Source organism: Streptomyces sp. NRRL F-525 (assembly GCF_000716605.1).
GTDB lineage: Bacteria > Actinomycetota > Actinomycetes > Streptomycetales > Streptomycetaceae > Streptomyces.
Genome location: NZ_JNXE01000005.1, coordinates 273,158 through 299,318, shown reverse-complemented (window position 1 = coordinate 299,318; position 26,161 = coordinate 273,158). Strand labels below are relative to the sequence as shown.

At 66.2% G+C, this 26,161-nt stretch carries 23 protein-coding genes and 1 pseudogene; 12 read left to right on the top strand and 12 right to left on the bottom strand.

Features of this window, described 5'->3' with window-relative positions; all coding sequences use genetic code 11:
- On the bottom strand, nucleotides 1–1,311 hold the full coding sequence (locus tag OO69_RS10460; RefSeq protein WP_033280192.1) for a DUF6716 putative glycosyltransferase: 1,311 nt from the start codon (nucleotides 1,309–1,311) through the stop codon (nucleotides 1–3).
- Nucleotides 1,312–1,509: 198 nt separating this feature from the next.
- Here OO69_RS10460 and OO69_RS10455 point away from each other — a divergent pair, with 198 nt between their 5' ends.
- From OO69_RS10455 to OO69_RS10445, 3 genes are all read left to right on the top strand, one after another.
- Entirely contained in the window at nucleotides 1,510–2,490 is a 981-nt protein-coding gene (locus tag OO69_RS10455) for a glycosyltransferase family 2 protein (RefSeq protein ID WP_033280288.1), read from the top strand.
- On the top strand, nucleotides 2,490–3,830 hold the full coding sequence (locus OO69_RS10450) for a polysialyltransferase family glycosyltransferase (protein ID WP_033280191.1): 1,341 nt from the start codon (nucleotides 2,490–2,492) through the stop codon (nucleotides 3,828–3,830). Before OO69_RS10455 ends, OO69_RS10450 begins: the two co-directional genes overlap by 1 nt.
- A 143-nt stretch (nucleotides 3,831–3,973) precedes the next feature.
- A complete protein-coding gene (locus tag OO69_RS10445; protein ID WP_199810917.1) occupies nucleotides 3,974–5,149 on the top strand; it encodes an acyltransferase family protein in 1,176 nt (391 codons plus the stop codon).
- 77 nt (nucleotides 5,150–5,226) lie between these two features.
- On the opposite strand, the gene OO69_RS10440 is transcribed toward OO69_RS10445, so the two are convergent.
- Both OO69_RS10440 and OO69_RS10435 read right to left on the bottom strand, forming a co-directional pair.
- A complete protein-coding gene (locus OO69_RS10440; protein WP_033280190.1) occupies nucleotides 5,227–6,579 on the bottom strand; it encodes a polysialyltransferase family glycosyltransferase in 1,353 nt (450 codons plus the stop codon).
- Nucleotides 6,576–7,562: a glycosyltransferase family 2 protein gene (locus OO69_RS10435; RefSeq protein WP_033280189.1), complete on the bottom strand. Its 987-nt coding sequence runs from the start codon at nucleotides 7,560–7,562 to the stop codon at nucleotides 6,576–6,578. The genes OO69_RS10440 and OO69_RS10435 overlap by 4 nt, the downstream gene beginning before the upstream one ends.
- A gap of 203 nt (nucleotides 7,563–7,765) precedes the next feature.
- Between OO69_RS10435 and OO69_RS52930 the strand changes: the two genes are divergently transcribed.
- The 3 genes from OO69_RS52930 (at nucleotide 7,766) to OO69_RS10420 (ending at nucleotide 10,177) form a co-directional block, all read left to right on the top strand.
- Nucleotides 7,766–8,719 carry a helix-turn-helix domain-containing protein gene (locus tag OO69_RS52930; protein ID WP_033280188.1) on the top strand — a complete coding sequence of 318 codons (954 nt, stop codon included), beginning with the start codon at nucleotides 7,766–7,768 and terminating at the stop codon, nucleotides 8,717–8,719.
- Nucleotides 8,720–8,754: 35 nt separating this feature from the next.
- Nucleotides 8,755–9,594: a helix-turn-helix domain-containing protein gene (locus OO69_RS10425; protein WP_051800896.1), complete on the top strand. Its 840-nt coding sequence runs from the start codon at nucleotides 8,755–8,757 to the stop codon at nucleotides 9,592–9,594.
- A 94-nt stretch (nucleotides 9,595–9,688) separates the two neighbouring features.
- Nucleotides 9,689–10,177 (top strand): RICIN domain-containing protein, encoded by a 489-nt coding sequence (locus OO69_RS10420; protein WP_158713369.1) that lies wholly within the window; start codon nucleotides 9,689–9,691, stop codon nucleotides 10,175–10,177.
- A 3-nt stretch (nucleotides 10,178–10,180) separates the two neighbouring features.
- Here OO69_RS10420 and OO69_RS10415 read toward each other — a convergent pair whose 3' ends face one another.
- Complete coding sequence (locus tag OO69_RS10415; RefSeq protein WP_033280186.1) at nucleotides 10,181–10,831, bottom strand: TetR/AcrR family transcriptional regulator; 651 nt, start codon at nucleotides 10,829–10,831, stop codon at nucleotides 10,181–10,183.
- 72 nt (nucleotides 10,832–10,903) lie between these two features.
- On the opposite strand from OO69_RS10415, the gene OO69_RS10410 reads away from it, so the two are divergent.
- A complete protein-coding gene (locus OO69_RS10410; RefSeq protein WP_033280185.1) occupies nucleotides 10,904–12,310 on the top strand; it encodes an FAD-dependent oxidoreductase in 1,407 nt (468 codons plus the stop codon).
- Here OO69_RS10410 and OO69_RS10405 read toward each other — a convergent pair whose 3' ends face one another.
- A complete protein-coding gene (locus OO69_RS10405; RefSeq protein WP_078652363.1) occupies nucleotides 12,311–12,559 on the bottom strand; it encodes a LysE family transporter in 249 nt (82 codons plus the stop codon). It lies immediately after the preceding gene.
- A 20-nt stretch (nucleotides 12,560–12,579) separates the two neighbouring features.
- Here OO69_RS10405 and OO69_RS49780 point away from each other — a divergent pair, with 20 nt between their 5' ends.
- The 3 genes and pseudogenes from OO69_RS49780 to OO69_RS53835 all read left to right on the top strand — a co-directional run.
- Nucleotides 12,580–14,157 carry a recombinase family protein gene (locus OO69_RS49780; protein WP_033280184.1) on the top strand — a complete coding sequence of 526 codons (1,578 nt, stop codon included), beginning with the start codon at nucleotides 12,580–12,582 and terminating at the stop codon, nucleotides 14,155–14,157.
- A 408-nt stretch (nucleotides 14,158–14,565) separates the two neighbouring features.
- On the top strand, nucleotides 14,566–15,003 hold the full coding sequence (locus tag OO69_RS10395) for a hypothetical protein (RefSeq protein ID WP_033280183.1): 438 nt from the start codon (nucleotides 14,566–14,568) through the stop codon (nucleotides 15,001–15,003).
- An 816-nt stretch (nucleotides 15,004–15,819) separates the two neighbouring features.
- Nucleotides 15,820–15,900: pseudogene (locus tag OO69_RS53835) on the top strand (HNH endonuclease); the annotation flags it as partial.
- Between the two features lie 121 nt (nucleotides 15,901–16,021).
- Here the strand turns inward: OO69_RS53835 and OO69_RS10390 are convergent.
- The gene (locus OO69_RS10390) at nucleotides 16,022–16,723 is read right to left on the bottom strand and encodes a hypothetical protein (protein ID WP_033280182.1); all 702 of its coding nucleotides are present in this window, start codon (nucleotides 16,721–16,723) and stop codon (nucleotides 16,022–16,024) included.
- A gap of 592 nt (nucleotides 16,724–17,315) precedes the next feature.
- Between OO69_RS10390 and OO69_RS10385 the strand changes: the two genes are divergently transcribed.
- Nucleotides 17,316–18,485, top strand: coding sequence for a phage major capsid protein (locus tag OO69_RS10385; protein ID WP_033280181.1), 1,170 nt, complete (start codon nucleotides 17,316–17,318; stop codon nucleotides 18,483–18,485).
- Between the two features lie 1,332 nt (nucleotides 18,486–19,817).
- Here OO69_RS10385 and OO69_RS10375 read toward each other — a convergent pair.
- From OO69_RS10375 to leuE, 4 genes are all read right to left on the bottom strand, one after another.
- The gene (locus OO69_RS10375; protein WP_033280179.1) at nucleotides 19,818–20,651 is read right to left on the bottom strand and encodes a helix-turn-helix domain-containing protein; all 834 of its coding nucleotides are present in this window, start codon (nucleotides 20,649–20,651) and stop codon (nucleotides 19,818–19,820) included.
- On the bottom strand, nucleotides 20,641–21,162 hold the full coding sequence (locus OO69_RS10370) for a DUF6879 family protein (protein WP_033280178.1): 522 nt from the start codon (nucleotides 21,160–21,162) through the stop codon (nucleotides 20,641–20,643). Before OO69_RS10370 ends, OO69_RS10375 begins: the two co-directional genes overlap by 11 nt.
- Entirely contained in the window at nucleotides 21,146–21,352 is a 207-nt protein-coding gene (locus OO69_RS10365) for a hypothetical protein (protein WP_033280284.1), read from the bottom strand. The genes OO69_RS10370 and OO69_RS10365 overlap by 17 nt, the downstream gene beginning before the upstream one ends.
- Before the next feature lie 451 nt (nucleotides 21,353–21,803).
- Nucleotides 21,804–22,451, bottom strand: a complete 648-nt coding sequence (leuE, locus tag OO69_RS10355; RefSeq protein WP_033280176.1) for a leucine efflux protein LeuE — start codon at nucleotides 22,449–22,451, stop codon at nucleotides 21,804–21,806.
- Between the two features lie 197 nt (nucleotides 22,452–22,648).
- Between leuE and OO69_RS10350 the strand changes: the two genes are divergently transcribed.
- Nucleotides 22,649–23,473, top strand: coding sequence for a L,D-transpeptidase family protein (locus OO69_RS10350; protein ID WP_033280175.1), 825 nt, complete (start codon nucleotides 22,649–22,651; stop codon nucleotides 23,471–23,473).
- A 208-nt stretch (nucleotides 23,474–23,681) separates the two neighbouring features.
- Here the strand turns inward: OO69_RS10350 and OO69_RS10345 are convergent, their stop codons facing one another.
- Nucleotides 23,682–24,851, bottom strand: a complete 1,170-nt coding sequence (locus OO69_RS10345; protein ID WP_051800895.1) for a hypothetical protein — start codon at nucleotides 24,849–24,851, stop codon at nucleotides 23,682–23,684.
- The gene (locus OO69_RS10340) at nucleotides 24,851–25,513 is read right to left on the bottom strand and encodes an RNA polymerase sigma factor (protein ID WP_033280174.1); all 663 of its coding nucleotides are present in this window, start codon (nucleotides 25,511–25,513) and stop codon (nucleotides 24,851–24,853) included. Before OO69_RS10340 ends, OO69_RS10345 begins: the two co-directional genes overlap by 1 nt.
- Nucleotides 25,514–26,161: the final 648 nt, after the last annotated feature.

The window sequence follows — 26,161 nt, the reverse complement described above, 5'->3', positions numbered from 1 at the left end:
TCACAGCTCCCCCATCCGGCGGATGACGGGCGCCACGCGCTGCACGCCGTGGCGGTAGGCGCCGCGCGCGGCCCGGCGGACGATCTGCCGGACGGGCCCGGGCGCCTTGTCCGCGGCGGGGGCGCCGGGCAGCGGGGTGCCGTCCGGGCCGAGGTGGTGGCGGGCGAGGATGCCGGGCAGATAGCCGGGGGCGGTCTCGGGCGTGTAGTACGGGGTCAGCGGCGCCATCTCGTCGCCGGCCAGCAGCTTGGTGATCCGCTCCCGGGCCGCGTCGAAGGCCGACTCGTACGATCCGTCGGCCATGACCCCTTGCCGCGCCACCCACTCCGCGTCCGGCACCGGCTTGTACCCGGCGTCGAGCTGGTCCCAGGAGGCGAGGCACCCGGAGCCGACGAAGTGGTGGTTGCCGAGCCCCTCGCGGATGCCGAGGTCGGTCAGCACGACGGTGGGGATACGGCGGTGCAGGGACTCCAGGGCGGCCGTCGAGCTGATGGTCACCAGGAGGTCGGTGCGGTCGAGCACGTCGCCCATGTGCCCGTACACCAGGCTGAAGTTGGCGGGGAGGTCCTTGCCCTGGACCAGCTTCTGGTAGGGCAACTCCTCGATGTGCGTGGTGTGTTCGCCCGGCTTGGAGCGCAGCTTGAGCAGCACCTCGCGGCCCGGGTGGAAACGGGCGTGCTGGATCGCCCTGTTGAGCAGGTAGTCGCGGTCCCGGCGGTTGTCGGGCACCGAGGGCTGCACGGCGAAGACGACCGTGTACGGGTCGTGCTCGCCGGTGTAGGCGTCCCCGCCGAGGAACGGCAGGGCAACCTCGGTGACCGCCGAGGAGTCGGCGCCGACCCCGTCGTAGACCGCCTTGAAACGGTCCGCGTCCTGGCGGGAGTTGGCGAGGACGAGGTCCGCGCCGTGCCGGAGCAGCAGACCGTCGGTGAGCTTCTCGTAGACGACGCCGACGTAGCCGGTGACGACCACGGGGCGCTTGGCGCGTCCGTCCCAGGCGCGGGCCAGACCGTGCAGCATCGCCTGGACCCCGCCGCCGACGAGGGAGAGCACGAGGATGTCGTACGGCTCCTTCTCCATGGCGCGCAGGAACTCGACGGCGGTCACCTCGCGGAGGGAGTCGGCGGTGACGCCGACTTCCTTCAGCTGGCGGGCTGTTGGGGTGGCACGACCCCGCAGGAGGTACCCGTCCAGAGAGATGTCCGAATTAGGCGGGGCAATACGGTTCGCGGTGAGCGAACCCCATTTCCACCGGGTGTCGGAATCCGCGAGGACGGCTACTCGCAGGGTCTGCGTTGCACTTGCTGGCACACCGAAGACGCTAGGAAGCCATTCCGTTGATCGGCCCAACCAGAAGGCAACAAACGGTTAACAGCACACCGCCGAATGGCGAATCAGGGCGTGGTAGGGCCGTAAAAATTCCTGGTTCACAGGTTCGCCACGTGGCGTTCACCCGACATCAAACCAATGGTAAAGACCGATGCCGGAGCGCCCTCTAACGTCATGCGGGTGGTCAAGCTCTCCGTCATCGTGCCGTTCTACAACGTGCAGCAATACGCGCCCGACACCCTGAAGAGCCTGCGTGCGAACACACGGGAGGACTTCGAATTCATCTTCGTCGACGACTGTTCGACCGACGAGACCCCTGACATTCTCGCGCGCGCGGAGCGGGAGCTGCCAGGCGTCGTGCATGTCAGACACCAGAAGAACGGAGGGCTGGCGACCGCCCGCAACACCGGCATCGACAAGGCACGTGGCGAGTATCTGACGTTCCTGGACGGCGACGACTGGCTCGCCCCGGACTACTTCCCGCGCCTGCTGGCCGCCATCGAGGAACTCGGCTGCGACTTCGTGCGCACCGACCACGTGGTGTGCACGGCCAAGGCCCGCTCGATCGCCCGGGTTCCGCAGGGCCGGCGCGGTGTGGTGATGAACCCGCGGGACGCGATCCTGCCCGCCGACCGCTCCACCTCCGTGGACTACGCCTACGCCTGGGCGGGCATCTACCACCGCAGACTCGTCGACCGGGGCCTGCTGCACTTCACCGACGGGCTGCGCACGGCCGAGGACCGGCCGTGGATCTGGAAGCTGCACCGGGAGGCGGAGTCCTTCGCCACGGTGGGGCTGCTGGGGGTGTTCTACCGGCGGGGGGTCGCCTCGTCGCTGACCCAGATCGGGGATGTCAGGCAGCTCGATTTCATTCGTGCGTTCGACCAGGTAATCGAGGAGACGGCGGCTGACCGCGACGCCGATAAACTGCTGCCAAAAGCGGTGCGCACGTATTGCGCGATCATGGCTCATCATCTCGGATCGATCGAGAGGTTCGAACCCGCCGTGGCTCGAAAACTGCGTTCACTGAGTTCCGCCGCGCTCAAGCGCATGCCCCAGGATGTTCTGGCGGAGGTAATGGACTCGATGGACCCCCAGCGCGCGAGCCGGCTGCGGCGACTGCGCCGCCGTCCCACCTCGGCGCGGACGGTGGCCGCCTGATGCCCCGCACCACCCAGATCCTGTGCGCGTCGACCCTGTACGGCGCCGCGACCCTGGCCGCCGCGCTGGACGCCGGGCTCCTCGGCGAGGCCGACCGCAGGCTGCTGCTGATCACCAACAACGCGGCGAACCCGGAGACCACCCCGTCGGTGGACACCATGCCGGGCTTCGACCGGCTCCGGGAACGCTTCGACGACGTGCTGTCGTGGAACGAGACCATCTCCCCCTTCCACCCGAGCGGTTGGAGCCCGCGGGGCGACGACGTCCCGATGTGGGAGCGGTACGTACGGCTGCTGTGGAAGCTCGGCGACGACGAGATCCGGCTCGCCGTGGAGTCCGTCCAGGTCAATCCGTCGCTCGCGCTGTGCCAGCTGTTCACCGGCGCCCCGGTCGACGTCTACGCGGACGGCCTCATAAGTTACGGCCCCACGCGCGACAAGATCGACCCGCTGGTCGGCACCCGCATCGAGCGGCTGCTGCACCTCGATCTCGTCCCGGGCCTCACCCCGCTGCTGCTCACCGAGTTCGGCGTCCCGCCGGAGCTGGTCCCAACCGAAGCCTTCCTCAAGGTACTTGGCGAACTCGCCGAGTCCGAGAGCGAGTTGCCCGCCGTGAAGGGCCAACCCGCCCTGCTGCTCGGCCAGTACCTCGCCGCGCTCGGCATCCTCACCGACCAGCAGGAGGAGGAGCTGCATCTGCGCATGGTGCGCGGCGCCGTTGCCCTCGGCCATCGCGAGCTGGTGTTCAAGCCGCACCCCGTGGCGCCCTCCCGCTGGTCGCGCCTCCTGGAGGACGAGGCGAAGAAGCTGGGTGCTCATCTCACCCTGCTGGACCGCCCGGTGCTCGCCGAGGTCGCCTTCCAGCGGATGCGGCCCGCCCTGGTCGTCGGCTGCTTCTCCACCGCGCTGTTCACCGCCGCCGGTCTCTACGACATCCCGGTCGCGCGGGTCGGCACGGACACCCTGCTGGCCCGGCTCGCGCCCTACCAGAACAGCAACCGGGTGCCGCTGACCATCGTGGACCACGTGCTGCCCGACCTCGGCGACAAGAAGGCGGTGACGGACTGGCGGATGCCGTCGCCGGAGCGGGTCGACGAACTGGCCGGACTCCTCAAGGCGGTCGGCTTCGCGATGCAGCCCAAGATCTACCCGCGGCTGCGCGCGGACGCCGAGCGGTACCTCTCGGCCCACCTCAATCCGCACACGTGGCGCTACTTCAAACGCCGCCGCCTGACCGCGCTGGCACTGCCCGGGGCCGTACCGGCACAACTGTCGTTCATTCCGCGGAATCAGACGGTCCGGCGCATCGCGCGTCGCGCCCGTGCTTTGTCCGGACGTTAGCGTCCATTCAAATTGTTCATCCGGGCGACATGTAGGAGACCCCTGTGTGTCGCCGGTGAATTGCCTCTCATCCGTCGAACGTTCGTAGCGTCACATCGTTCCCCAGCGGAACAGCCATTCGACGTCGGCTAGAAAGGCCCAGGATGAACGCGGTTGACCAGGCCCTGGCACCCACCCTGAGGGGCCAGGACCCTGGGCAGGAACCGGAGCAGCCACCCGTCGCCCCGTCCCGCCCGCCCCGGGAGAACCGGCTGCGCGCCCTGGACGGACTGCGGCTGCTGGCCGCGCTGATGGTGTGCCTGTACCACTTCACCGGCAAGAACGGTGAGGTGGCCGCCTCCTGGCACCAGTCCCCCGGGAAGATGTTCCCGACCCTGTCCGAGGCGGGGACCTACGGCTCGCTCGGGGTGCAGTTCTTCTTCCTCATCAGCGGGTTCGTGATCTGCATGAGCAGCTGGGGCAAGTCGATGGGCGAGTTCTTCCGCTCCCGCATCGCCCGCCTCTACCCGGCGTACTGGGTGGCCCTGATCCTGGTGGGCACCGCGTCGGTGCTGATGCCGGTGGTCGTCAAGCCGCTGCGCTCGGACGAGTTCCTCGTCAACTTCACCATGCTCCAGCAGCCGTTGGGCGTGCCCCGCGTCATCGGCGTGGACTGGACGCTCTGGGTGGAGATGCGGTTCTACCTGTTCTTCGCGCTGTTCGTGATCTGGAAGGGCGTCACCTACCGCCGGGTGGTGACCTTCTGCATCCTGTGGACGTTCGCCGGCTGCTTCGCCCGGGTCGCCGACAACCCGCTGACGACAGAGCTGACGATGCGCGACCACGCGCCGTACTTCATCGGCGGCCTCGCCTTCTACCTGATCTACCGCTACGGCAGCGACCTGCTGCTGTGGGGCATCGTGGGGATGTCCTTCCTGCTGGGTCAGCGCTACTCGGTGACGGCCCTGTGGCACCCGGGCATGACCGGCGACTTCCACCGCAACCCGCATGTCATCCAGGCGATCGTGTTCGTCGCCTTCGCGGCGGTGGCGGCGGTGGCGCTGGGCTGGACGAGCTGGGCGAACTGGAGCTGGCTGACGCTGGCCGGCGCGCTGACGTACCCGTTCTATCTGATCCACGAGCACCTGGGCTGGTTCGCGATCCGCGTGCTGCACCGGGGCTTCGGGCTCGGCCCGTACGAGACGCTGGCGCTGACCGTGCCGGGGCTGCTGTGCCTGGCGTATCTGATGCACCGCTTCGTCGAAAAACCGTTCGGGCCACGGCTGAAGCGCACGATGTCGCTGCAGTCGAAGCAGCTGGCGGCGAAGCTCGGCAAGTAGCCGCCGCACCGGGCATCCGAAAGGGCCCCTCGACCGATGTGCCGGTCGAGGGGCCCTTTCCTTGTGCCGTGTGCGTCTCAGGCCTGCGCGGCCCGGATACGGCGCACCACGCGCCGTACGGTCGGGTTCCTGCGCAGCGACTCCGCGCGGACCGCGCTGCCGCCGGGGAGGCGGAGGCTGGTGAGGCGGCGCTTCTTGAAGTACTGCGGGTACTCGTCGAGGTGGACGGCGAGCCAGGCCGCCACCTCGTCGCGCATCGCGTGGTGCTTCAGGGCCTGCATGCAGTAGCCGACGGCCCGCACCAGCGGCGCCAACTCCTCGGCCAGGGCGCCCAGTTCGAGCGGCTGCCCGACCTTGTCCTTCTCGGCGTCCGGCAGGATCGCGTCGATGACGGTGAGCGGGATGCGGTTGCTGTTCTCGTACGGCGTGATGCGTTCGAGGAGCAGGCCGGTGCCGACGCGGGCGACGGGGATGTCGTAGAGCGCGGCGGCCGTCATCAACGCCGTGGAGAAGCAGCCGATGACCAACTGCGGGCGGAGATAGGCGAAGACGGTCTCCGCGAGGACCGGCTCGCGCAACACCGTGAGGCGGACGCCGAGTTGGTCGGCGGTCTGCTCGAGTGACGTGCTGTAGACGGCGGGTGCGCTGGGGTGGGGCTTGAACAGGACGTCCTGGTGGCCCGCCTTCGCCGCGGCGCGCAGCATGCGGACGTGCAGCTGCTCCTCCTCGTCCTGGGTGATCAGGTCGATGGCGGAGAGGTACTGGCCGAGCATCACGGCCGTGGGCCGGTTCTCCTGGGGCAGCTTGTCGGCGAGGATCGAGGCGCCCTCCTCGCCGATCTGGGCGAGGACGTCGACGATCGCCTCGTTCGGGACGGGCTGCGGCTCGACGCCGTACTCGGACAGCAGCATCGGCCGCAGCCCGGGTATCAGGTCGAGGTGCAGCACGCGCGCGATGCGGCTGTTCAGGTTGTGCGGGATGCGGTTGCGGGTGGGGCCGTAGCTCATCAGGCCGTCCGCGTACACGTGCACCGGGCTGTCGGCGAAGATGTCGGCGACCGCGCGGGAGGGGTTGGCCTGGATGGACTCGCAGGCGATCTCCACGTCCTCGTCGCCGAGGTTCCAGGCCAGGCGTACGGCCTTCTCCCACAAGGCGGCGTCCTGGGCGCGCGGGGACCAACCGGCCGGGTGGAACGGGGAGATGAACTCGTTCCACGAGCGGACCTCGTCGAACTCGGGGCGCAGTTTCTCGAAGCCGGGCATCCGGTCCAGCGGGGTGCCGACCTCGGGCACGGCGGCCGTGTTGCTGACCACCAGGATGCGGCGGTGGGCCGCGCGCGGGCCGAAGAAGCCGGCCCGGATCGCGGCGGTGACGGTCGCGGCGGCGTACTGCGTGGCCGAGAAGAAGATCTGTGTCGTGCCGCCGCTCATGCCGCGACTCCCTTCATGCCACCGCGGATGCGCCGCAGCGTGTGCACGCGTTCCTCGCCCATGCCGACGAGCGCTTCGTTGAGTTCGGTCTCCGTCATCCGGCCGAGCGCCTCGGCGGCCATCTGGCGCAGCTTGGCGTGCACGCTGCGCTCGAAGCGGCCCCGGTCCAGGAGCTGGTGGGCGATGACGACGCAGTAGTTGCGCAGCGCCTTCTTCCTCAGTTTCGCAGCTTCCGGGTCGTCGGCGAGTTCGGCGAGGACCAGGTCGAAGGAGCGGAAGAAGTCCAGCTGGCGGACGTCGCCGATCTGGGTCAGGGAACCGGCGAGCCCCCGGCGGTAGAAGACCCCGCGCAGGCTGGCGGCGACGTAGGACTCCGCCTTGCGGTGCAGTTCCCAGATCCAGGGGCGGTCCTCGGCGGTGCGCAGGCCGTCGTGGAAGCGCAGCAGGCCGCGGTCGAGGAGGCGGCGGTGGTAGACGCCGGCCCAGGCGTACGGGTAGTCGACCATCGTCGTGTCGTCGACCGGGAGGATCGAGCTGCGCGGGTCGAGCGGGGTGTGCCGGCGACCCTCGGGAGAACGCTGGATGGCGCGCTCGACGCCGGTGACCGTGACGTGGTCGGTGCGCACGAAGTCGACGTCGAACCGCTCGATGACGTCGACCAGGTCGGCGAGATAGCCGGGCGCGAGCCAGTCGTCGCCGTCGAGGAACGTGAGGTAGCGGCCTTCGGCCTCGTCGATGCCGGTGTTGCGGGCGGTGGCCAGACCGCCGTTCTTCTCGTGCCGGATGACCCTGCTGTTCGGGAGCCGCTTCGTCAGCTCCAGGAGAGCCTCATAGGTCTTGTCCTTGGTCGAGCGGTCCTCGACGAACAGGAACTCGAACTCGTCCCGCGCGTTGTTGATCAGGCTGGTCACCGTTTCCGGGACATAGGCCTCGATGTTGTAGCAAGGGACGATCACGGACAGTGTTGGGGGGCGGTTGGTCACGCGTACACCTGGGCTCTCTCCGGGGCGGATTCTTGTGACCGTAGGAGATGTTCGAGCCCTGATATCAACCCTGCCGGGGCCAACAGGTGAACGCGAAGTTACGGGCCGCCCTCCATTTACAAATAGCCGCTCCAGGACACATCCCGAACGCCCGCTCGACGATCCAACGTTCGAAATGAACGGCTGATCGATCCGGGGGTCGCGTGATCAGAACGGTGTTCCGGAGCGAGGACCTGCCACCGGCCGAACGCCTGGCCGCCTTCGACGCATTCCTGCACACCTGCGAGCCCCCGATGCGCGTCACGAGCGCGGCACCGGACCGGTTCCGGGCCACGGCCCGCGCCCGTGACCTCGGCCCCCTCCACATCCTGGAGCTGACCTCCTCCGCGTCCGTCATCCGCCGGACGCGCCGCTGCGACCCCGCCGTGTGCGCGGTGGTCTTCCCCCTACGGGGCACCCTCACGGTGTCCCAGAAGGGCCGCGAGGCACTCCTGCGCGGCCAGGACTTCACCTTCTACGACAGCTCGCTGCCCCTCCGGCTGGGGATCGCGGGCCCGGAGCCGACCACCCTGCTGCGGGTCCAGGTGCCCCGGTCGCTGCTGCCGCCCCCGGCCCGCCACGCCGACCGGCTGGCCGGGACCCGGTTACCGGCCCAGGAGGGACTGGGCGCACTGCTCACCCGCTTCCTCGCCGACATGGCCGCCGAGGTGTGCGCCTATCCGGCCGCCGACGAGACCCGGCTGAGCGCGGTCGCCCTGGACCTGCTGGCGGCCACCCTCACCCACCACCTCGACGGCACCCTCGGCCCGCCGCCCGAACCCAGCGCGTGCGAGCTGCCCGCGCGGATCGAGGCCTACGTCCAGGAGCACCTGGCCGATCCCGGGCTGACCCCGCGCACGGTGGCCGCCGCCCACCACATCTCCGTCAGCTATCTGCACCGGCTCTTCCGGACCGGCGGGACCACGGTCACCGAGCTGATCCGCCACGGCCGCCTGGAGGGGGCCCGCCGCGACCTCGCCGACCGGCGCCTGCGGGAGACCCCGGTGCACCGCATCGCCGCCAGCTGGGGGTTCCGGGACCACTCCGCCTTCACCCGGGCGTTCCGCACGGCCTACGGCGTACCGCCGCGGGAGTACCGCGAGACCCGTACCGAATGACCTGTATCGAATGACCGCACACCCAGGGGGAGTTCATGACCGGACGACTTGTCAGACTCGGTGCGACGCCGGTGTGGTCGGCGGCCTTCCAGCCGCTGGAGTTACGCCGCTCCACCCGGAGGACCGGCGCGGACCGCTACCGCCTCGCGCTCCTCGTCGAGGGGGAGGCCGTGATCACCTGCGGCCGGCGCGAGACCCGCCTGCGCGCGGGCGACTTCTACTGCGACGACGGCTCACGCCCGCACGAGATCCGCACCGGCCCCGTCCGGGCCGTCGGCGCCGTCATCCCGGAGGCGCTGCTGCCGTTGCCGCGGGACAGCGCCGACCGGGTGCCGGGCCACCGCATCCCGGGCCGGGACCTCATGGCCCAGCTGCTCGCCCGCTTCCTCGTCCAGGTCATGGAACACACCGGCGCCTACCGCCCCGCCGACGGACCCCGGCTGGGCACGGTCCTGAGCAGCATGGCCGCCGCCCTGCTGACCCGCGCCGCGGAACCGACCCCCTGCCCGCCGCTGACGCCCCGGGCGCCGCTGACCCCGCGCATCACGGCGTTCATCCAACACCGCCTGGGCGACCCGGAGTTGACCCCGCAGAGCATCGCCGCCGCGCACGGCATCTCGCTCAGCTATCTGCACCGGCTCTTCGAGGACGAGAGCGAGACCGTCGCCGCGTTCGTCCGCCGCAGGCGCCTGGAGCGGGCCCGCTTCGACCTCGCGGACCCGGCCCAGGCCGACACCCCCGTGCACGCCGTCGCGGCCCGCTGGGGCTTCGCCCGCGCCACCGACTTCGCGCGCGCCTTCCGCGCCGCGTACGGGCTGGCGCCGGGTGACTTCCGCAAGCACTCCCGCGGTTTCCGTGGACGCATTGCCACATGAGTGTGCTCTGTGCGCCAACGCCCCAACCGCCCCTTCCCGGCAGGCTGTTGATCAGGACGACCGCTCCACTTCCAACGCTCCGAAAGAGGTTGCAGTGAAGAAATTCCGTCTTGCCGCAGTCAGCGCCGTGGGCGCGCTCGCCGCGAGCGCCGGGCTGATGTTCCCGGCGACCGCGCAGGCGGCGCCGACGTACTGGCAGTTCCAGAACGCCAGGTACGGCACGTGTCTGACCGCCGGTGACACCGGCACGGCGTTCGCCACGTCGTGTGTCGGGAGCAACCGTCAGCAGTGGGACTTCGTCGGCACCGGCAGCTACCAGGAACTCAGAAACCGCGAGACCGGCACCTGCCTGATGAGCGACAACAACACGGACACCAACGCCGTCTGGATGAGCTCCTGCACCGCCTCCCTCGGCCAGTTGTGGACGTACAACGGCGCCACCGGGTTCATCGTCGACGGCCTCGGCGCGCAAGAAGAGGGGCACCTGAGGACAAGCACCGTCCAGAACGCGGTCTACGCCACCGACCACCCCCAGGCGGGGATCGACGAGGACACCTTCATCTGGTGGGGCACCCACAACTGACCCTCACCTGACCCCGGACCACGCCTCCACGCCCGCCACGACTATGGCCAGCCCTTCCTCGAAGTGCCGGTCATAGTCCTCGAAGATCTCCGCGCCCGCCGCGGCCGACAGAGGGAAGTCGGCCATCAGGCGGGCGCGTTCGTGTACGTCGTAGCCCTCGCGGCGCTCGTCCGGCAGTGGCTGGACGCCCTGTTCCTCGGTGACGAAACCGATCGTGTAGAGGTACGACGTCGAGGCCGCGCGGACCGCCTGGGCGAGGGTGAAGCCGGCCTCGGTGAACAGGCGCAGGGTGCGTTCCATCTCCACCGCGTGCGGCGTGCCGGTGAAGCGGGAGCCGCTGAAGACCTTGGCGCCGTCGCGGTAGCCGAGCAGCGCGTCGCGCAGTCCGCGGTTGGACTTCAGCAGCCGGTCCCGCCAGGTGTCCTCGGGGGCGAGCGGGGCGTCGGCGACCATCCGCCGGTACATCTCCGTCGCCATCTCGTCGAGCAGCGCCTGCTTGTCCTTGAAGTGCCAGTACAGCGCGGGCGCCTTGACGTCCAGCTCCTTGGCGATGGCGCGCAGGGTCAGCCCGTCGAGACCGACCTCGTTCAGCAGTCTCAGGGCCGTGTCCGCCACGCGCTTGCGGTCGAGGGGGGTGCGTCGTTCCGTACTCACGCTTGACAACTTAACACCGTTAAGGCCACGCTCGGAACCGACGGCACTTAACAGCGTTAAGGAGACTGGATCATGACCGATCACACGGACGTACTGATCGTCGGCGCCGGCCCCACCGGACTGGCCCTCGGCATCGACCTCGCCCGGCGCGGGGTGGACGCGCTGGTCGTGGAGAAGGCGGACGCGCTGTTCCCCGGCTCGCGCGGCAAGGGGATCCAGCCGCGCACGATGGAGGTCTTCGACGACCTCGGCGTGATCGACGCGATCCTCGCGCGGGGCGGCGCCTACCCGGTCGGGGCGGTCTGGCAGGACGGCCGGAAGGTCGGCGAACACCAGATGTTCGACCCGTCCGTGACGGACCCCGACACCCCGTACGGCGCTCCGTGGATGGTGCCGCAGTGGCGCACCCAGGAGATCCTGTCCGCCCGGCTGAGGGAGCTGGGCGGGACGGTGGCCTTCGGACGGGAGGTCACCGGCTTCACCCAGGACGAGACCGGGGTGACCGTCGGGTTCGCCTCCGGGACGGCCGTCCGCGCCCGGTACGTCGTGGCCGCCGACGGCGGTCGCTCGGTCGTCCGCCGGACCCTGGGGATCGGCATGACCGGAGAGACGGTCGACCCGAACCCGATGCTGGTGGCGGACGTCCGGATCACCGGCCTGGACCGCGACAACGTGCACGTCTTCCCGCCGCGCGGCGACGACGGCTTCCTCGCGGTCTTCCCGCTGGCCGGCACCGAGGACTTCCAGGTCATCGCGCAGTTCCCGGAGGGCACCGCCGTCGACCTCTCGCTCGACGGCGTCCGCAAGACCGTGGCCGCCCGCACCCACCTCGCCCCCGAGGACGTGACCGAACTCCGCTGGGCCTCGGACTTCCGCCCCCGCACGGCCCTCGCGGACCGTTTCCAGCAAGGCCGGGTCTTCCTCGCCGGGGACGCGGCGCACGTCCACTCGCCTGCCGGCGGGCAGGGCCTCAACACCAGCGTCCAGGACGCCTACAACCTGGGCTGGAAGCTGGGCGCGGTGCTGCGCGGCGGGGCGCCCGCGAGCCTGCTCGACACCTACGAGGAGGAGCGGCTCCCCAACGCCGCCGAGATGCTCGGCCTGTCCACCAAGGTCCACCGGGGCGAGACCCGCCGAGGCGAGGCGACCCGCCAACTGGGCATCGGCTACCGGGAGTCGAGCCTCACGGAGGAGACCCGGGCACCGGGAGAGGGGATCCGCGCCGGGGACCGCGCCCCGAACCGGACCGTCGCGGGCGTCCGCCTCCTCGACGCCTTCCGGGGCCCGCACTGGACCCTGCTCGCGCTGGGCACGAAGGCACCGGCGACCGGGGACGCCGTACGCGTCGTGGAAGGCCCGGCGACCGAGACGTACGGGACGGGCCTCTTCCTGGTGCGCCCCGACGGCTACGTCGGCTGGGCCGGCGACACGGACGACGGCCTGGCCGCGTACGCGGAACGCTTCGGCCTGGACGTCTAGTTACACGGAGCTGGCCAGTGAGAGCTTCAGCGCGAAGCCCAGGAACAGCGCCCCCGCCGCCGAGGTGGCGCCCGCCGCGAGCCGCCTGCGACGGCGGAAGGCCGTCGCCAGCCGGGTCCCGCTGAAGATCAGGGCACTGAGGTACAGGAAGCTCGCCAGCTGCGCGAAGGCGCCGAGCACGACGAACGACAGGGCGGGGTAGGCGTACCCCGGGTCGACGAACTGCACGAAGAACGTTCCAGAATCCAACTGCCTGTACGCTCGCGCCCATGACCGCTACGAAGACCGCTCCCGAGTGGACCCCTGACGAACTGGCAGAGCTGGCCGAACTCCAGGACCGGAACGATGCGCTACCGGAGGGTGCGCCCCGTGGGCTCCTGTCGGTACGCCTGTCCATCCTCACGGAGGACACCACCAGCCCAGCGCGGCAGGAACTTGACCTTCGTCGCCATGCCATCCGAGAGGGCGTCAGGGTTGTCGGTGTGGCCCGGGACCTCGGAGTTTCTGCAACCAAGAAAGCACCTTGGGAGCGTAAGGAACTTGGAGATTGGCTCAACAACCGGATACCTGAGTTCGACCTGATTCTGTTCTGGAAGCTGGACCGGTTCATTAGGCGAATTTCCGACCTGCACGAGGTCATCAAGTGGTGCGAGAAGTTCGGGAAGAACCTGATTTCCCTGAATGACACGCTGGACCTGTCATCTCCCATGGCCCAGGCAATGGTGACATTCGTCGCGGCAGTTGCAGAGATTGAAGCCGCCAACACCAAAACCCGCGTTTCATCCCACTGGGAATACACTAAGCAGCAGGACCAATGGCGTATCGGTAAGCCATCGTATGGCTACAAGACTGGCAGGGTGCGCGGGAAACTCCGTCTAGTACAAGATCCCAAGCAAGCGCGGGTAGTGCGCTACATGTACGAAGCTGCGATGCGGGGGGTTCCGGCAAACCGAATCGCTAAGGTCCTTGACAGGGCCAAGGTGCCGACCTACAGCAACGGGAAATGGAACAACCAGCAAGTTCTCAGGACCCTTAGGAATCCTGCCGTTAAGGGGATTCGCACGGAGGGAGGAACGAAAGCGGTCACCTACAAATCCACACCGGTACTGGACAAGAACGGCCAGGAAATTCGGGTCACGGATAACCCGATCTTGACTGATGAAGAGTTCGAGAACGTACAAGCAGCACTTGCCACCCGCTCGAAGAACAAGCGCCATCATGAGAAGAACCGCCGTCCCACCAGGTTCCTCGGCGTCATGAAACACCAGTGCGGTAGAAACGTTAACGAAACGAACAACTACAAAACGCTCTCTACTGGCGAAGCGAAAGAGTACCGATACTTGCGGTGCCCCGAGTGCCGGAAGCCCGGATTCGTGACACCAGATCCTGAGCATGTGTACTCGGCTCTGGCACAGGCCGTCTTTGAGGCCCTGGGTGATTTCGAGGTGATCCGCCGTGAGTACGCCCGAGGCGACGAGAACAGGCGTGAGCGGAAGCGACTGGAAGATTCCATCGCCTACTACATGTCTGGGCTGGAGCCCGGCGGAAGGTTCGATAAGGCCGGATTCATCCGCGAGAAGGCAGAGACCACACTAGACGCTCTCATGAACGACTTGACGAAGATCGACCCGGAGTCCACAAAAGACAGGTGGGTCTACGAAAGCACCGGTATTACCTACAGCCAACATTGGAAGACCGGTGGTGTAGAAGCCATGGAAAAAGATCTACTGAGCGCCGGAATCACTTTCGAACTTGGAAAACAGGACGATGGGGAACTGTTGGGGAGGTTGATCATTCCGCACGATGTCGAGAAGCGACTGATCAGGATGGACAACAACTGGAGTTAGCCATACCGGCACACTCCGCGAAACCAAAATGCCCCCTCCGGAAGGAGGGGGCATTTCTTATGTCAACTCTCGGAGGGATAGACGACATCAGCAACAACTCTCCGGTTACCGTCCTGATCCTGGATCACGGTTACAACGCGCATATTCCCCCTGTCTCGACCCCGAGGCCATGCGCCAGGTGCTAGTGGTGAAGGAACCTTGCATCGCAACCCCCTGGCGAAGTCAAAGGAATCGTTTAAACACCTTCTGCGGTGCCCGTTTAAACACCTTCCATTGAAACCGCCAGTCGTTTGATGTTATGTCGCAACCACCTTTGATTCCGCCACCCTCCCTGACGTACAACCGGATCACAGCCCAGCACTCAAGTCGGGGCCTTCCTTATGCCCCACCTGAAATGGAGCTACGTGAATGACGTTTCTCGAACGGTATGCGGACGCTATCGAGATCAGCAGAGTGAAGCTACGGAAGCGCGGGGTTGCCCTCGCGGCTGAGACGGCACTGCCGACCGGGCAAGCCGCCCTGTGGTACGCCGACGCAGTTCAGTGCGTCCCGCGCAGCGGTCAGGCCGTGGCCAGGCAGATAGCCCGCCTGTGCGGCGACGAATCCGAGGTCACCATTCCATGGCGTTCGCTCGCTGATGCCGTCGGCGTGCGTGACCGGGCCGGGAACCTGCGCCGCTACACCGAACGCGGGGCAAAAGCTCTAACCGATGCCGGATGGCTGGAAGTTGAAACGGTCGGGAGCAAACGCGGAGCGAAGACGACGTTCCGACTCCTTGCTGGTGAGCGTTCCTCGGAATGCCTGGGGTGGATCGATGATGCGGAGTGGTTCGCCGGGGCAGCCTGAACGGCCCTCGGCTACTTATGGCCTTAGTAAGGACCCTTCCGGGGCCGTTAGCTGCTGCGCTCCGCTACGCAGCTATGCCCTGGCCGATCAAGGCCAGGAGAAGTTATGGCCTTAGAGAGGCAGCGCCCCCCGAAGGGCGCTGCTCTATAGAAGCTCTCTGCCGCTCGCTTCTCGCCCTGGCCGAGTAACGGAGGCCAGGGCGAGACAACCTCACTACGGGCACCCCGCCGAGGGTGCCCTAACTCTTTCTATCTAAAAGCGTCCCCTGCAGGGGCGCTCTATTGGAGTAGCTATGCCTATGTCTATGTACAACCGCTGTAAGCGACTCTATCCGCTCGGCTCCCGCCCTGAGCCGTGTGCCCGGTCCGGAGCGAAGCGACGGGATTCAGAAGAGAAAGCACACACGCCCTTCGGCCCGGGCGCGTGACACAACTCAATATCGGAAAGCTAGAGCCGCGATCCTCGCGGATAATCCAGTCTGCTCTATCTGCTATTCACGGCCGGCTACCACGGCTGATCGCATAGTTCGCCCAATTGAATGAAGTATTCGACTATGTTCCAGCTCCCGTGAATCCGCACCAAATACTGGCGTTCGGAGTATCTATACATCTCGCGACGGGTGACTTTTTTGATGACCGGATTGTATGTGTTTATGATTACATGGAGCTCCTTGAGAGCTTCCGCCTCATCTCCTTCGATATTCGAAACCGTGCGCATCGCGGGCGGTGGGTCAAATGTGTGCGCGGTGATTATCCACTTCGGCATGGCGGCCTTTTCTCGGGAAGAGGGCTTTTGGTTTGGTAAGTTCCGCTCAGCCGAGGCGGAACGAATGACATAGAGAACCTTCGCCCGGCCTGCGGGCCGTGCAACTTCAGCCGAGGCAATAGAACGCCCTAGGAGCAAGCCTGGCCGAGGGGTGAAGGCTGGATGTCGAAGTAAGAGGGGCACCTTAGTGGGGCGCCCCCTACCAAGCTAAATACTTGCATCAAGGTTAGAGGTCGGCCGAGGGCCCCGACCTTTAATCGGTGGAACTCTCGCCTGTATTCCCTTCCACTGTTCGCTCTGCTTGCCTCCGCCTGAGTTCCGTACGCAAATCACGCCGAGACTCCTCTAGCATTTTAGCAATCTTTCGTAGGGCCTCAGCAGCATCGGACATGCCGTACTCGGTGGGTGAAAGCAGGCTGTAGCGAATAGACAGATCGAGGATGTAAGTCAACGGCTCCTGCGCCCTGCCGTGGGCATCCTCGAAACGAACTGTAGCGGTGTACTTCATGGGCAACCCCGATTCACGACGTTCGGGGGCTCCATCGAATAGCGCAGTGATTCGCTTCCTTGGCGGAAGCGACGGGATTCCCTCGGTAATGAGCGGAGCGTCCTTCAACGGATACCCGTACTGGTCGAATGTCGTTGCAAATGGAGGATCGACGACGATCTTGACGTTCCTCGCGAGTGTCTGCCCCATGTTCTCAACGACAAAGTCGATGCCTTGCCTCATCACCGGATTGTCGGCGAAGTCGACAACGACGAAGGGTTGAGCCTGCTCTTCTCTCAACTGCCGAGCCAAGTCAACTTGCTGCTTCGCGTACAGCGCGGCAGCCAGGGCGATACCAACGGTAAAGATGGTGAAGATCGCCGTGGCGACCGTCGCAGCGGCAGACCAGTCTTCCGGAGTCCATGCTCCCAAGTTGATGGCGAGTAGCTGCTGATGCGCGGTTGTCATGCGCGCAGGCTAGTACAAGTCTCTTTGCCTTGCAGGGCCCTTCTCTGATCTTTCATGGCGGCGCTTTGCGCTGTACGTCAGGGGGAGGGGGGATCTGAAACTTTTTTGGGATCACTTTACGCACCCGCGTCTTTCCCTCCCCGTGAACGCGCGGGGGTTAGCCGGAACCCGTGGGCCTGATAGCCGGTTCGTAACTCGGCCGAGGCATTCAGAGGATTGCGCAGTATCGAGCCGGGTAGCGCGTGATGTTTCGCGCTACCTAACGGTTCTATGAAGGGTGAAAGCTGAACCTCGAAGAGGCATGGAACATGAAGAACACAGTCGAGCTGAAGTGCTGGGCTTGTGAGAAGCCCTTCGATACCGAATACGGCCCTGGTCGTCCGCCCCGGTATTGCGGCCCTTCTTGCAAGAACCTAGCGCGCAAGATTACGCGCAGAGTCCGCTTCGTAGAGCGGATTGAGCTTCAGCGCGTGTTACGCGCTGAAGCATCTCCGTAAACAAATTTCATACATAGCTAGCCGCCCCACCCGAAATCAGGGTGATGGGCGGTTTTTTCATGGCCATTTCCGGCCGCGACCAATGAAGGAACACCATGACTAACTGCCCTCCCCTGTTCAAGGCTCACGCTAAGGCTGCTCTGGAGAAGCGTGCGAAACTCGTTGCCGAGATGCGCGCCGTGCGGGACGACGCGAACCTTTCGGACGCCGAAAAGCGAGAGCGCATCGAGCGTCTCGACGTTGATATCAACGGTTACGAGGCCGAGGCCCGAGATGCTGTCGAGCGGGGCGAGCGGGAAGCCGAGGTCCGGTCTCTGACTTCGCGCTCCGGCCTGTTCGCACCGACCGGGAACCGGCATCAGGACAAGGGGGATTCGTGGCGCGGCCTGATGCCGTCCGCGAACGAGTACCGCGAACTTATCGCCGAGAATTCTCCGAGCAGTGGTGGCTATACGGTGCCGTCCGAGACGGCTTCCAAGTACGTAGACGCGCTAAAGGCTAACTCGACCTTCCTCCGGGGTCTCCCTGCCGACAGCATAGTCCCGTTCAATTCGGATACCTTCTCGGTTCCCCAGCTTGTCTCTTCTACTGGCGGTGATTACGTAGAAGAGGGTCAGACCATCCCGGAAGGGGAAATGGTCTGGGGTGAGGTTAAGTTCGAAAGTCAGAAGATCGGCCGCATTCAGTGGGCGTCCGTCGAGGTGTTGGAAGACAGTGCCGTCAATCTGCGTAACGTGATTGCTAGCAACCTTCTTCGTGACGCTAGCCTCAAGTTCGACGCTGACGCGTTCACCGGGTCGGGGACCAATCCGATCAAGGGCATTCTTTCTCGGGGCGTCTCTACGACTCTTGGTTCCGGAAAGACGTCGATCACTTACGACGATTTGGCGGACGCCGTGGCCCGGATCGAGTCTATGAACGGAACGCCTTCTGTCGTATGGGCTTCCGTTGATATGGCTGCGGCTCTCCGAAAGGAAAAGGCCGCTGGTTCTGGCACCTACCAGGGTGGCTCTCCGGTTGACTCTCCCGCTTCGACTGCATGGGGTCTGCCGATCCTTCCGAGTGCCTTCCTGCCGCCCAAGACCGTGGCGGTGGCTGATGGCTCGCGCATCATGGTTGGCATTCGCCGCAATGCCTCGGTGAAGGTTTCCGAGGACGCTCGATTCGACTCCGACCAGGTGGGCTTCAAGCTGACTATGCGAGTTGCTGGCGTTTCTCTGGCCGAGACTTCTTCGGCGCAGATCGTGAAGGCTGCCCCTAGCTAAGCGGCTGACAGTGCGGGGAACGGGGTTTGATTGCTCCGTTCCCCGCAATCTGAGAAGGAATATTACTCGGGGGAAAGGTTAAAGAGTGAAGACACCGCTCGATGAGATCATGATGTTGTCTATCCCGGTTATCGAGACTGGCTGTCGAGTCTGGAAAGGGAAGACCACGGCGCAGGGTGAGCCCGTTTTTGGGCGCGGCCGTGAAACTCTAGTGAAGAGATATCTCACGGCGAAGAAGTACCGAGGGCCGATCATCGCGAACACCTTCGAGAACCGGTGCGGGAACCAGCTCTGCATCACAGTGACTCACCTGGTCTTGCCCGATCGGCGCTGTTCCAAGAGATCACTGAAAGACCACTAAAAAAGCAGGGGTACCCCGAGCCGGCTCGGGGTACCCCTGCTTTTTCGTTTCACCCGAGAGGGCTCCGGATCATTCATCTTGCAGATATGCAGAAGCCCCGCCCGAACGCCACGGGGGACGACGTTCGGACGGGGCAGTTCTCGGGCGTTCTGATCAGTGCGAGGCTCGTTCTGGTGTGCTCTGGGCACGCAGCTCAGCTCTACTTCAAAACCTATACCCGGTGACGCGCCCGCCCGCGCACTGAGTGCACCGGACTTTTTCCCGGCCGTTGCAGATGCCACATCCACCGAATCCACCGCACGCAGGGCACCAGACTTCACGGCTCCCGAAACACTCTCCACAGATCGCGGATACGCCGTTCAACCATTCGATAATGGAAGGGCGGCCATTGTCGTAGCCCCGCCGACCAGCCCTCGGCTTTTCTGGTGCCGTAGCCATGACCTAGCCGCCGTGCGCGCATTGTCGAATCCTGCGGGCCGCCTCGAAGCGAGCGGAGGCGTCACCGGCCTTCTTGGCCGCCGTCAATTCAGCAAGAGACTCCGCGCATTGGTGGCACCCTTCGCGCGGCTTGGCTTCATACAACCAATCGTCTAGGGGTAGGTCGACGGCCTCACTCGGGTAGCTAGGTGGCCTCATACGGGCACCCCCCACACCGTCGCCATGGGAAGCTCTCTCCCTTGGCCCACGCCGCTGTGCGGATGGTTGCTGATCTGCTGATTGGCACTCGCCACAGCTTCCGGCACGCCTGCTTCGCGGGCCACTTCTCGTGAATTCCCGAGGGCTGCGCACGTCATGCACCCCTCGACCCCGACAGGTTCAAGTCCGGGGATGCTCCTCGCTACTGGTCCGGAACTGGATTCAGCCTCCGACTTGTCCTTAAGCATCGATCGCCCCTCGGCTCCACGTCTGTCATGTAATGGTGCCGCGAAGCGTGCAGTCGAACGAGTTTTATTCGCGTTGTCGGGTAGGAATCATGAGCGGAACCTATCGGCCCACTCGGACAGCCGTTCCCTGCATTGGTCCCCGAACAGGGCCAAGCCTTCATATACGGCAAACTCATCTAGGTATGCCGATACATCCCGGTGGTCCCTGAAAACCATGGCACCCGTTTGCGTCTCGACGGTCACAATCCGCGTGTCATATACGGTGAATGTGTTCAGCGGCCCCACCGGCATATGACCTTCAAGCGGGATGACTCCGAGACGGATATTTGGCAGCAAGGAAATCGATGCCAGTCGGTCAACCTGCATGGCCATGGCTGCCGGGGGCAGGAATGGCCATCTAACGGCCTGCTCAGTGAGAATGAATGTGAACCGTTTCGGCGTATCGTATAGAACTGCCTGTCGCTCTAGTTTCTTGGCAATCGCCTTACTGTGGTCCCCAGGGATGTGGGCGAGACTCGCCCTCACGTACTCGGGCGTCGCTAGTAGCCCGGTAATCATCGACAACAGGAAGTATCGAAATTCTGTGGACGACTGCTCGAACCCGGCTAGCTCGTTCTGCTTCTTCTCTAGACCTGTTCGACGCTGATTCCAAACGTCTTGCCATTCACTGTTTGCGTTACGCGCCAGGGACGCGACTCGTGAAACGAGTTCCGGAGGTGCGTCCAAGGCTCTTAGAATTAGTTCAACATCAACTAGGGTGGGAGTTAGTTTCCCTCCTTCAATATTACTGATCTTTGTTTGACTCATGTTGCATAGCCGAGCGAGCCGGGTCTGTGTGATCCCGGCTCGCTTTCGGAGCATCTTGAGAGTGTCGGCTAGGTCCGCCTTGGACTGCCCCATCTCCTCTGGCTCAAACGTCAAGACCCTTCACGTACTCCTCAAAAGGCACCGACGCGGTCAGTGCAATGCGCTGATATCCGAGGTACCGCGCCACGTCGCCCTCGTACAATTCCCGGCCGATCTGCGTGCCGTCGTCCTCATAGTTCATGAGGACGACTTCCTTTTTGTCGAACATCCAGAAGTCTTGGACGCCCGCCAGAGGATTTTCCCGATCGGTCACGTCCATGATTCGAATGTCTTCTCCGGCCCATACGTGCGGACGGTAATACATGAACTCGTACCGAAGGTATATCGTTAGAGGGCGAGTCACGATGTGTACGCGCCCCTTGCTCCTTCCTTCCCGACGCACCCTCTTGAGGTCTTCTGTGTAGGAGTTCGAGTGCGTGTGGGGGTCGATTCGATCACCCGCCAGAAAGGCCCGAATCTCTTCCTCTTCTTGAGGGACCCTGTATTCGGGCAGGGTCTCCAGGCGCCATGCTTCGCTTTGGAAGTCCCGGAACTTGGCTTGCCACGCTTCACCATCCAAGAGCACGAACAGCCTCCCTGAGTACCGATTCCGGGATCTCCACCAGGGCCTCACCCTGCGGAGGCTTGAAAGCCTCGAACAGGTCGCCCTGGACGATGATGGAGCCGCTTGCGGTTCGGTACACGTTGGGGCAGTCGTTCTGATTGCACTCACCGTTGCCGTTGCCGGTAAGGCGGGTCAGTTCTTCGCGGGCCATGCCGAAACCCCCTTGTGTCTGGCCCCAGTTGGGGCCCTTGAACACGACCGTACGGGGGTCGCTCATGGTCGTCTATGCGGCATCGCCAATATTCGCGTTGTCGGGTATTGGCAGGTGGGCGCGCGGGGGCTCACGCGGTCCGAGAAAGGCATGGGCACGTACGGCCTGCGGCCGGGGAGCGGGACGCCCAACGCGGGGCCTAGAGGGCTGGCAAAGCCTCTGAGAACTCAGGACGCCTCAGGGCCACTCACAGCCGTGACGGTGAGTGGCTGTCGCTTCCGCCTGCTGGGCGTGCTGACAAGGGCCGAGAACGGGGTGACCTTGGGGGGCTCCTGGGACTCCTTGGGGAGCCTCTTGGGCAGGCCGAGGGCTCCCAGTGCCTCATGCTGCTCTTGGAGGCTCATGCGGGCGAACAGGGCCGCAGCATCGTCAAGTTGAGACATGCCAGCCTCTACACGCTTGCCAGAGACAACTTGACGGCGAACCCCAGGAAGAGCACCCCGGCGGCCGAGGTGGCCCCCGCGCTGAGCGTCCGCCGACGACGGAACGCAGCGGCTAGACGAGACCCGCCGAAGATGAGCGCAGACAGGTACAACACGCTTGCCAACTGGGCGAGTACGCCCAGAGTCACGAAGCCCATGACCGGGTTGGACTCTGACACGAACTGCACGAAGAACGCGACGAAGAACAGGATCGCCTTCGGGTTGAAGAGACTCACGACGAAGGCACGGCGGTACGGCCGCTCCTCGGCCGCCTCCGCGACGGGCGCCGGTTCCGTCGCCGCCCGCTCCTTGCGGCTGCGCCACATCGACCACGCGGCCCGCAGCATCCCGAACGCGAGCCAGGTCAGATACCCGGCCCCCGCGTACTTCACGATCCCGAACAGCACGGCGTTGGCCTGCAGCAGCGAGGCGACCCCGGCCGCGGAGAGCGTCATCAGCACGGTGTCCCCGCACCACACACCGGCGGCGGCCGTGTACCCGGCCCGGGTCCCGCACCGGGCGGCGACCGAGAGGACGTAGAGCGAGTTGGGACCGGGCAGCAGAACGATCAGGACGAGGCCGGCCAGGTAGGTGGGGAGGTCTATGACACCGAACATGGGAACGAGTGTCGCACGCGGGCGCACGGCCCCACAGGTGCGAAAAGGCTGGGGGTAAAACTAACCGCTGTCCTGCGCGATGACCGGTTAGAAATGACCCCGGCCTCTGGAGGTCCCCCACCCCGGACGCCGTTCGCGACCCGTCATCCGGGGTACGTCTCCGGGGTACGAGACCGGTGAGACGGCGGGGGTCCGCGATGCGTACTACGGGTATGAGAGCGATCGTCGCCGCGGCGGCCCTGGTGGCGGTGTGCGGCTGCACGGCGCAGGGCACCGACGCGGACGGCGGACACCATCTGCCCGTCCGCATCGAGCTTCCCGGCAGCAGCAGTGGCAGTAGCAGCACCGGTGACGGGAAACCCTCCGCCTCCCCGAGCACCGCCCGCGCCGCGAACGTCCTGTGGTCGCGCGGCGACAGCGGCGGTGACGTGCGCGAACTGCAGGCACGGCTACGGCAGGTCGACTGGCTCTTCGACGGGCCGACCGGGACCTACGACGACCTCACCGAGCAGGCCGTCGCGGGTTTCCAGGGCAAGCGCGGGCTGCCGAAGACGGGCCAGACCGACACCGTCACCTGGCAGCGGCTGCTGAAGATGACGCACGAGCCGGGCAAGTGGGACCTGTATCTGATGGGCGGCCAGCCGGCGGGCGCGCCCGACCCGCGCTGTCTCACCGGCCGGGTGCTGTGCATCGACAAGACGAGCCGGACCCTGCGCTGGATGATCGACGGGCGGACGGTGTCGACGATGTCGGTGCGGTTCGGCGCGGAGCCCACCCCGACCCGCGACGGTGTGTTCCAGGTCTACTGGAAGGCCCGGAACTGGGTGTCCACGCTCTACCACTCCCCCATGCCGTACGCGATGTTCTTCAGCGGCGGCCAGGCGGTGCACTTCTCGTACGACTTCTCGATGCGGGGTTACGCGGGCGGCTCGCACGGCTGCGTCAACGTACGGGACGAGGCGGCGATCGCGAGTCTCTTCGCCCAGGTGCGGACCGGCGACAAGGTCGTCGTCCACCAGTAGATGTATGAGGCGCGGGCGGGACCGGGGGAACGTGTCCCACCCGCGCCATGTGCACGAGCCGTAGGTACGGGGGGAACCCCGGCTCTGTGCGATGGCCGATGACCAGTCGGCTCACTCAGTACTGCGCCACGGCGGCCGGAAATGTCACACCTGCCGCGAAGAAATTTCCACGAACCGCGAAAGCGCAGGTCAGCGACGCGCGATCGGTTCAGAGCACGCTGTACGTCGGGCTCGGCGACGGGGTCTGCCGGGTGACCGTGGTGTGCGAAGGGGCCGGGGCGGACGGCGGCTGGTACCGGGCGAGCGGGGTGAGGACCGAGGGGCCGGAGGTGGCGGCGCCGTTGTTCTGGTAACCGCCGTTGCCGCCGCCGCTGTTGCTGCCGTTGCCGCCGTTTCCGCCGCCCGGTGCGATCGGGGCTATGTGCCCGCCGCCGCCCTGGCCGCCGGCCTGCTCGTCCGAACCGTTCTGGTCGCCGCCCTGACCGCCGGCGTTCTGCCCGTTGCTGTCACCGCTGCCGCCGCTGTTGCCACTGCCCTTGCCGCCGGCGTTCTTGTCGTCCGTGCCGGTGCCGGTGTCCTGGAGGAGGCCCTTGCAGTACGTCCACACGTGGGACGTACCGCCCGCCGCGCCCTCCAGGGTGCGCTTGCGGCCGGGGGCCAGGGGCTTGCCGTCGCGCACGGCACGGCAGGACGAGGTGACGCCCTTCCACCAGCCGCCGGAGCCGAAGGACTTGCCGTCACCGGTGCCGGCGGAGGGCGTGGGGACCGTGCCGCTGCCGGCGGCCTCGCCGGAGGAGTCGTCGGAACCGCCGCCCGCCGTGGGCGTGCCCGGGCGGCCGGTGCCGCTCGGCGAGGGCGAGACGAGCGTGCGGTCGGGCGGTGTCACGGCGGCGGAGATGGAGGAGGCGGGCGTCGGATCGTCGTAGAACGGCGTCGGAAGGGCTCCCGTGCCGACCGCGGCCGCTACCCCGCCGAGCATGCCGACGGCGAGCGCGGCGGTCAGGCCGACCCGTACGGGTCTTCCCCAGCGGGGGCCCGGGACGGTCACGGTCGGCCGCCCGAGCCGGACGAGACCGGCGTCGGAGGACGGCCCGCGGCCGCGCCGGGCGAGGGCGGCCCGCTCGACATCCTTGCCGGTGCGCGCGGCCCTGAAGGCGGCCAACGCGGCTTCCTCGCCCGGGAGTTCGACCTTGGCAGGCGAGGGTTCCACGGACAGCGCGCCGAGGGTTCTGGCGAGCCGCTCGGCCTGGGCGCGGGCGGCCGGGTCGACGGCTTCCAGGGACTCGCCGCGCAACAGCAGTTCGGCGGTCTCACGGTCCAGCCATCGGCCGGGGGTCCGAGGGGTGTCCCCCGGAAAAGCAGAGCGCTCGTCGGCCATCACATGTCCTTCTGCGTCCGCGCGCGCGTATGCGTCACAGTGGCGGACGTCACCGCGCGGTCGCGCGGGTCTCGCTGGGGCGGCAGGGCGTCGAGGGCCGCGGCCGATTCCGGATCGCCGCCGAGCAGCTCCGCCAGCCGTTTCAGCCCGCGGTGGGCGGCCGTGCGGACGGCGCCGGGCCGCTTGCCGAGGGTCTCCGCGGCGGTCTTGGCGTCGAGGCCCATGACCACCCGCAGGACGACGGCCTCGGCCTGGTCCTGGGGCAGCTGGGCGATGAGGGAGAGGGTGCTGTCGGTGGCCAGGGCCTCGATGGCCTCGCCGGCGGTGTCGGACTCGGCGGCGCGGCCGGTGAGTTCGGTCTCGTCGCCGCCTATCGCGGGGCGGCGGCCGCGCATCCGTATGTGGTCCAGGGCGCGGTTGCGGGCGATCCGGGCCGCCCAGCCGCGGAACCGGTCCGCGTCCCCGCTGAACCGGTCCAGGTCCCGGGCGATCTGCAGCCAGGCCTCGGACGCGACGTCCTCGGCGTCCGGATCGCCGACCAGCGTCCGTACGTATCCGAGCAACCGTGGGTGCACCGTGCGGTACACAGTCCGGAACGCGGTCTCGTCCCCGTCCTGTGCCGCAAGCACCGCGGCGGTCAGCTCCGCGTCGTCCCCCAGCACGTGGTCCCTCGAATGGTGTCGGTCGCGTCCGCACTCCGGCGCGAAAGGCACGTTACGACCTGAAACTGTTCCTCGTCCATGTCCGTACAAGACGCAACTACTTGGTTCGGACCCTTGGTGTGACAGAAAACGCACTCCCGGCGCTGTAAAAAGTACGGGCCGCCGCGCGGCCCGTACAGCGCGACGGCCGGGGCCTCTCCTGTGGGGGGTGGCGGCCCCGGCCGTCTCCGCGGTGTCTCTCTCCCCCGTCAACCCGTCGTCGCGTGTGTGGATCCGCGACGGCCGGCTCCCGCGCTCGCGGACATCAGCGACCTGCTACGGGGGGACGCGTACTCGCCCCTCTATATCGACACGGTCAACACCCCTTACGAAGCAGACATGTTGACTCCGTGTTAACCCGATGGAGCGACCTCTGGGACCAGGGTTGACGGTGATAGCATTCCGCCGTCTGCGACCTTGATCCACTTTTGTTCAGGCCTCGAGTCTGAACGCGGACATCTCTCCGCGTAGATCAGCCATGCAGTCCCCTGGACGGGTTGCGGATCCCTGCAAGGCGTACTCGACGACGCCTGCATGCCACGCGCCGGGAAAGGTTTCCATGACTCAAGACGTGCTTCTTTGGTGCCTGGTTGCGATAGCGGTGATAGC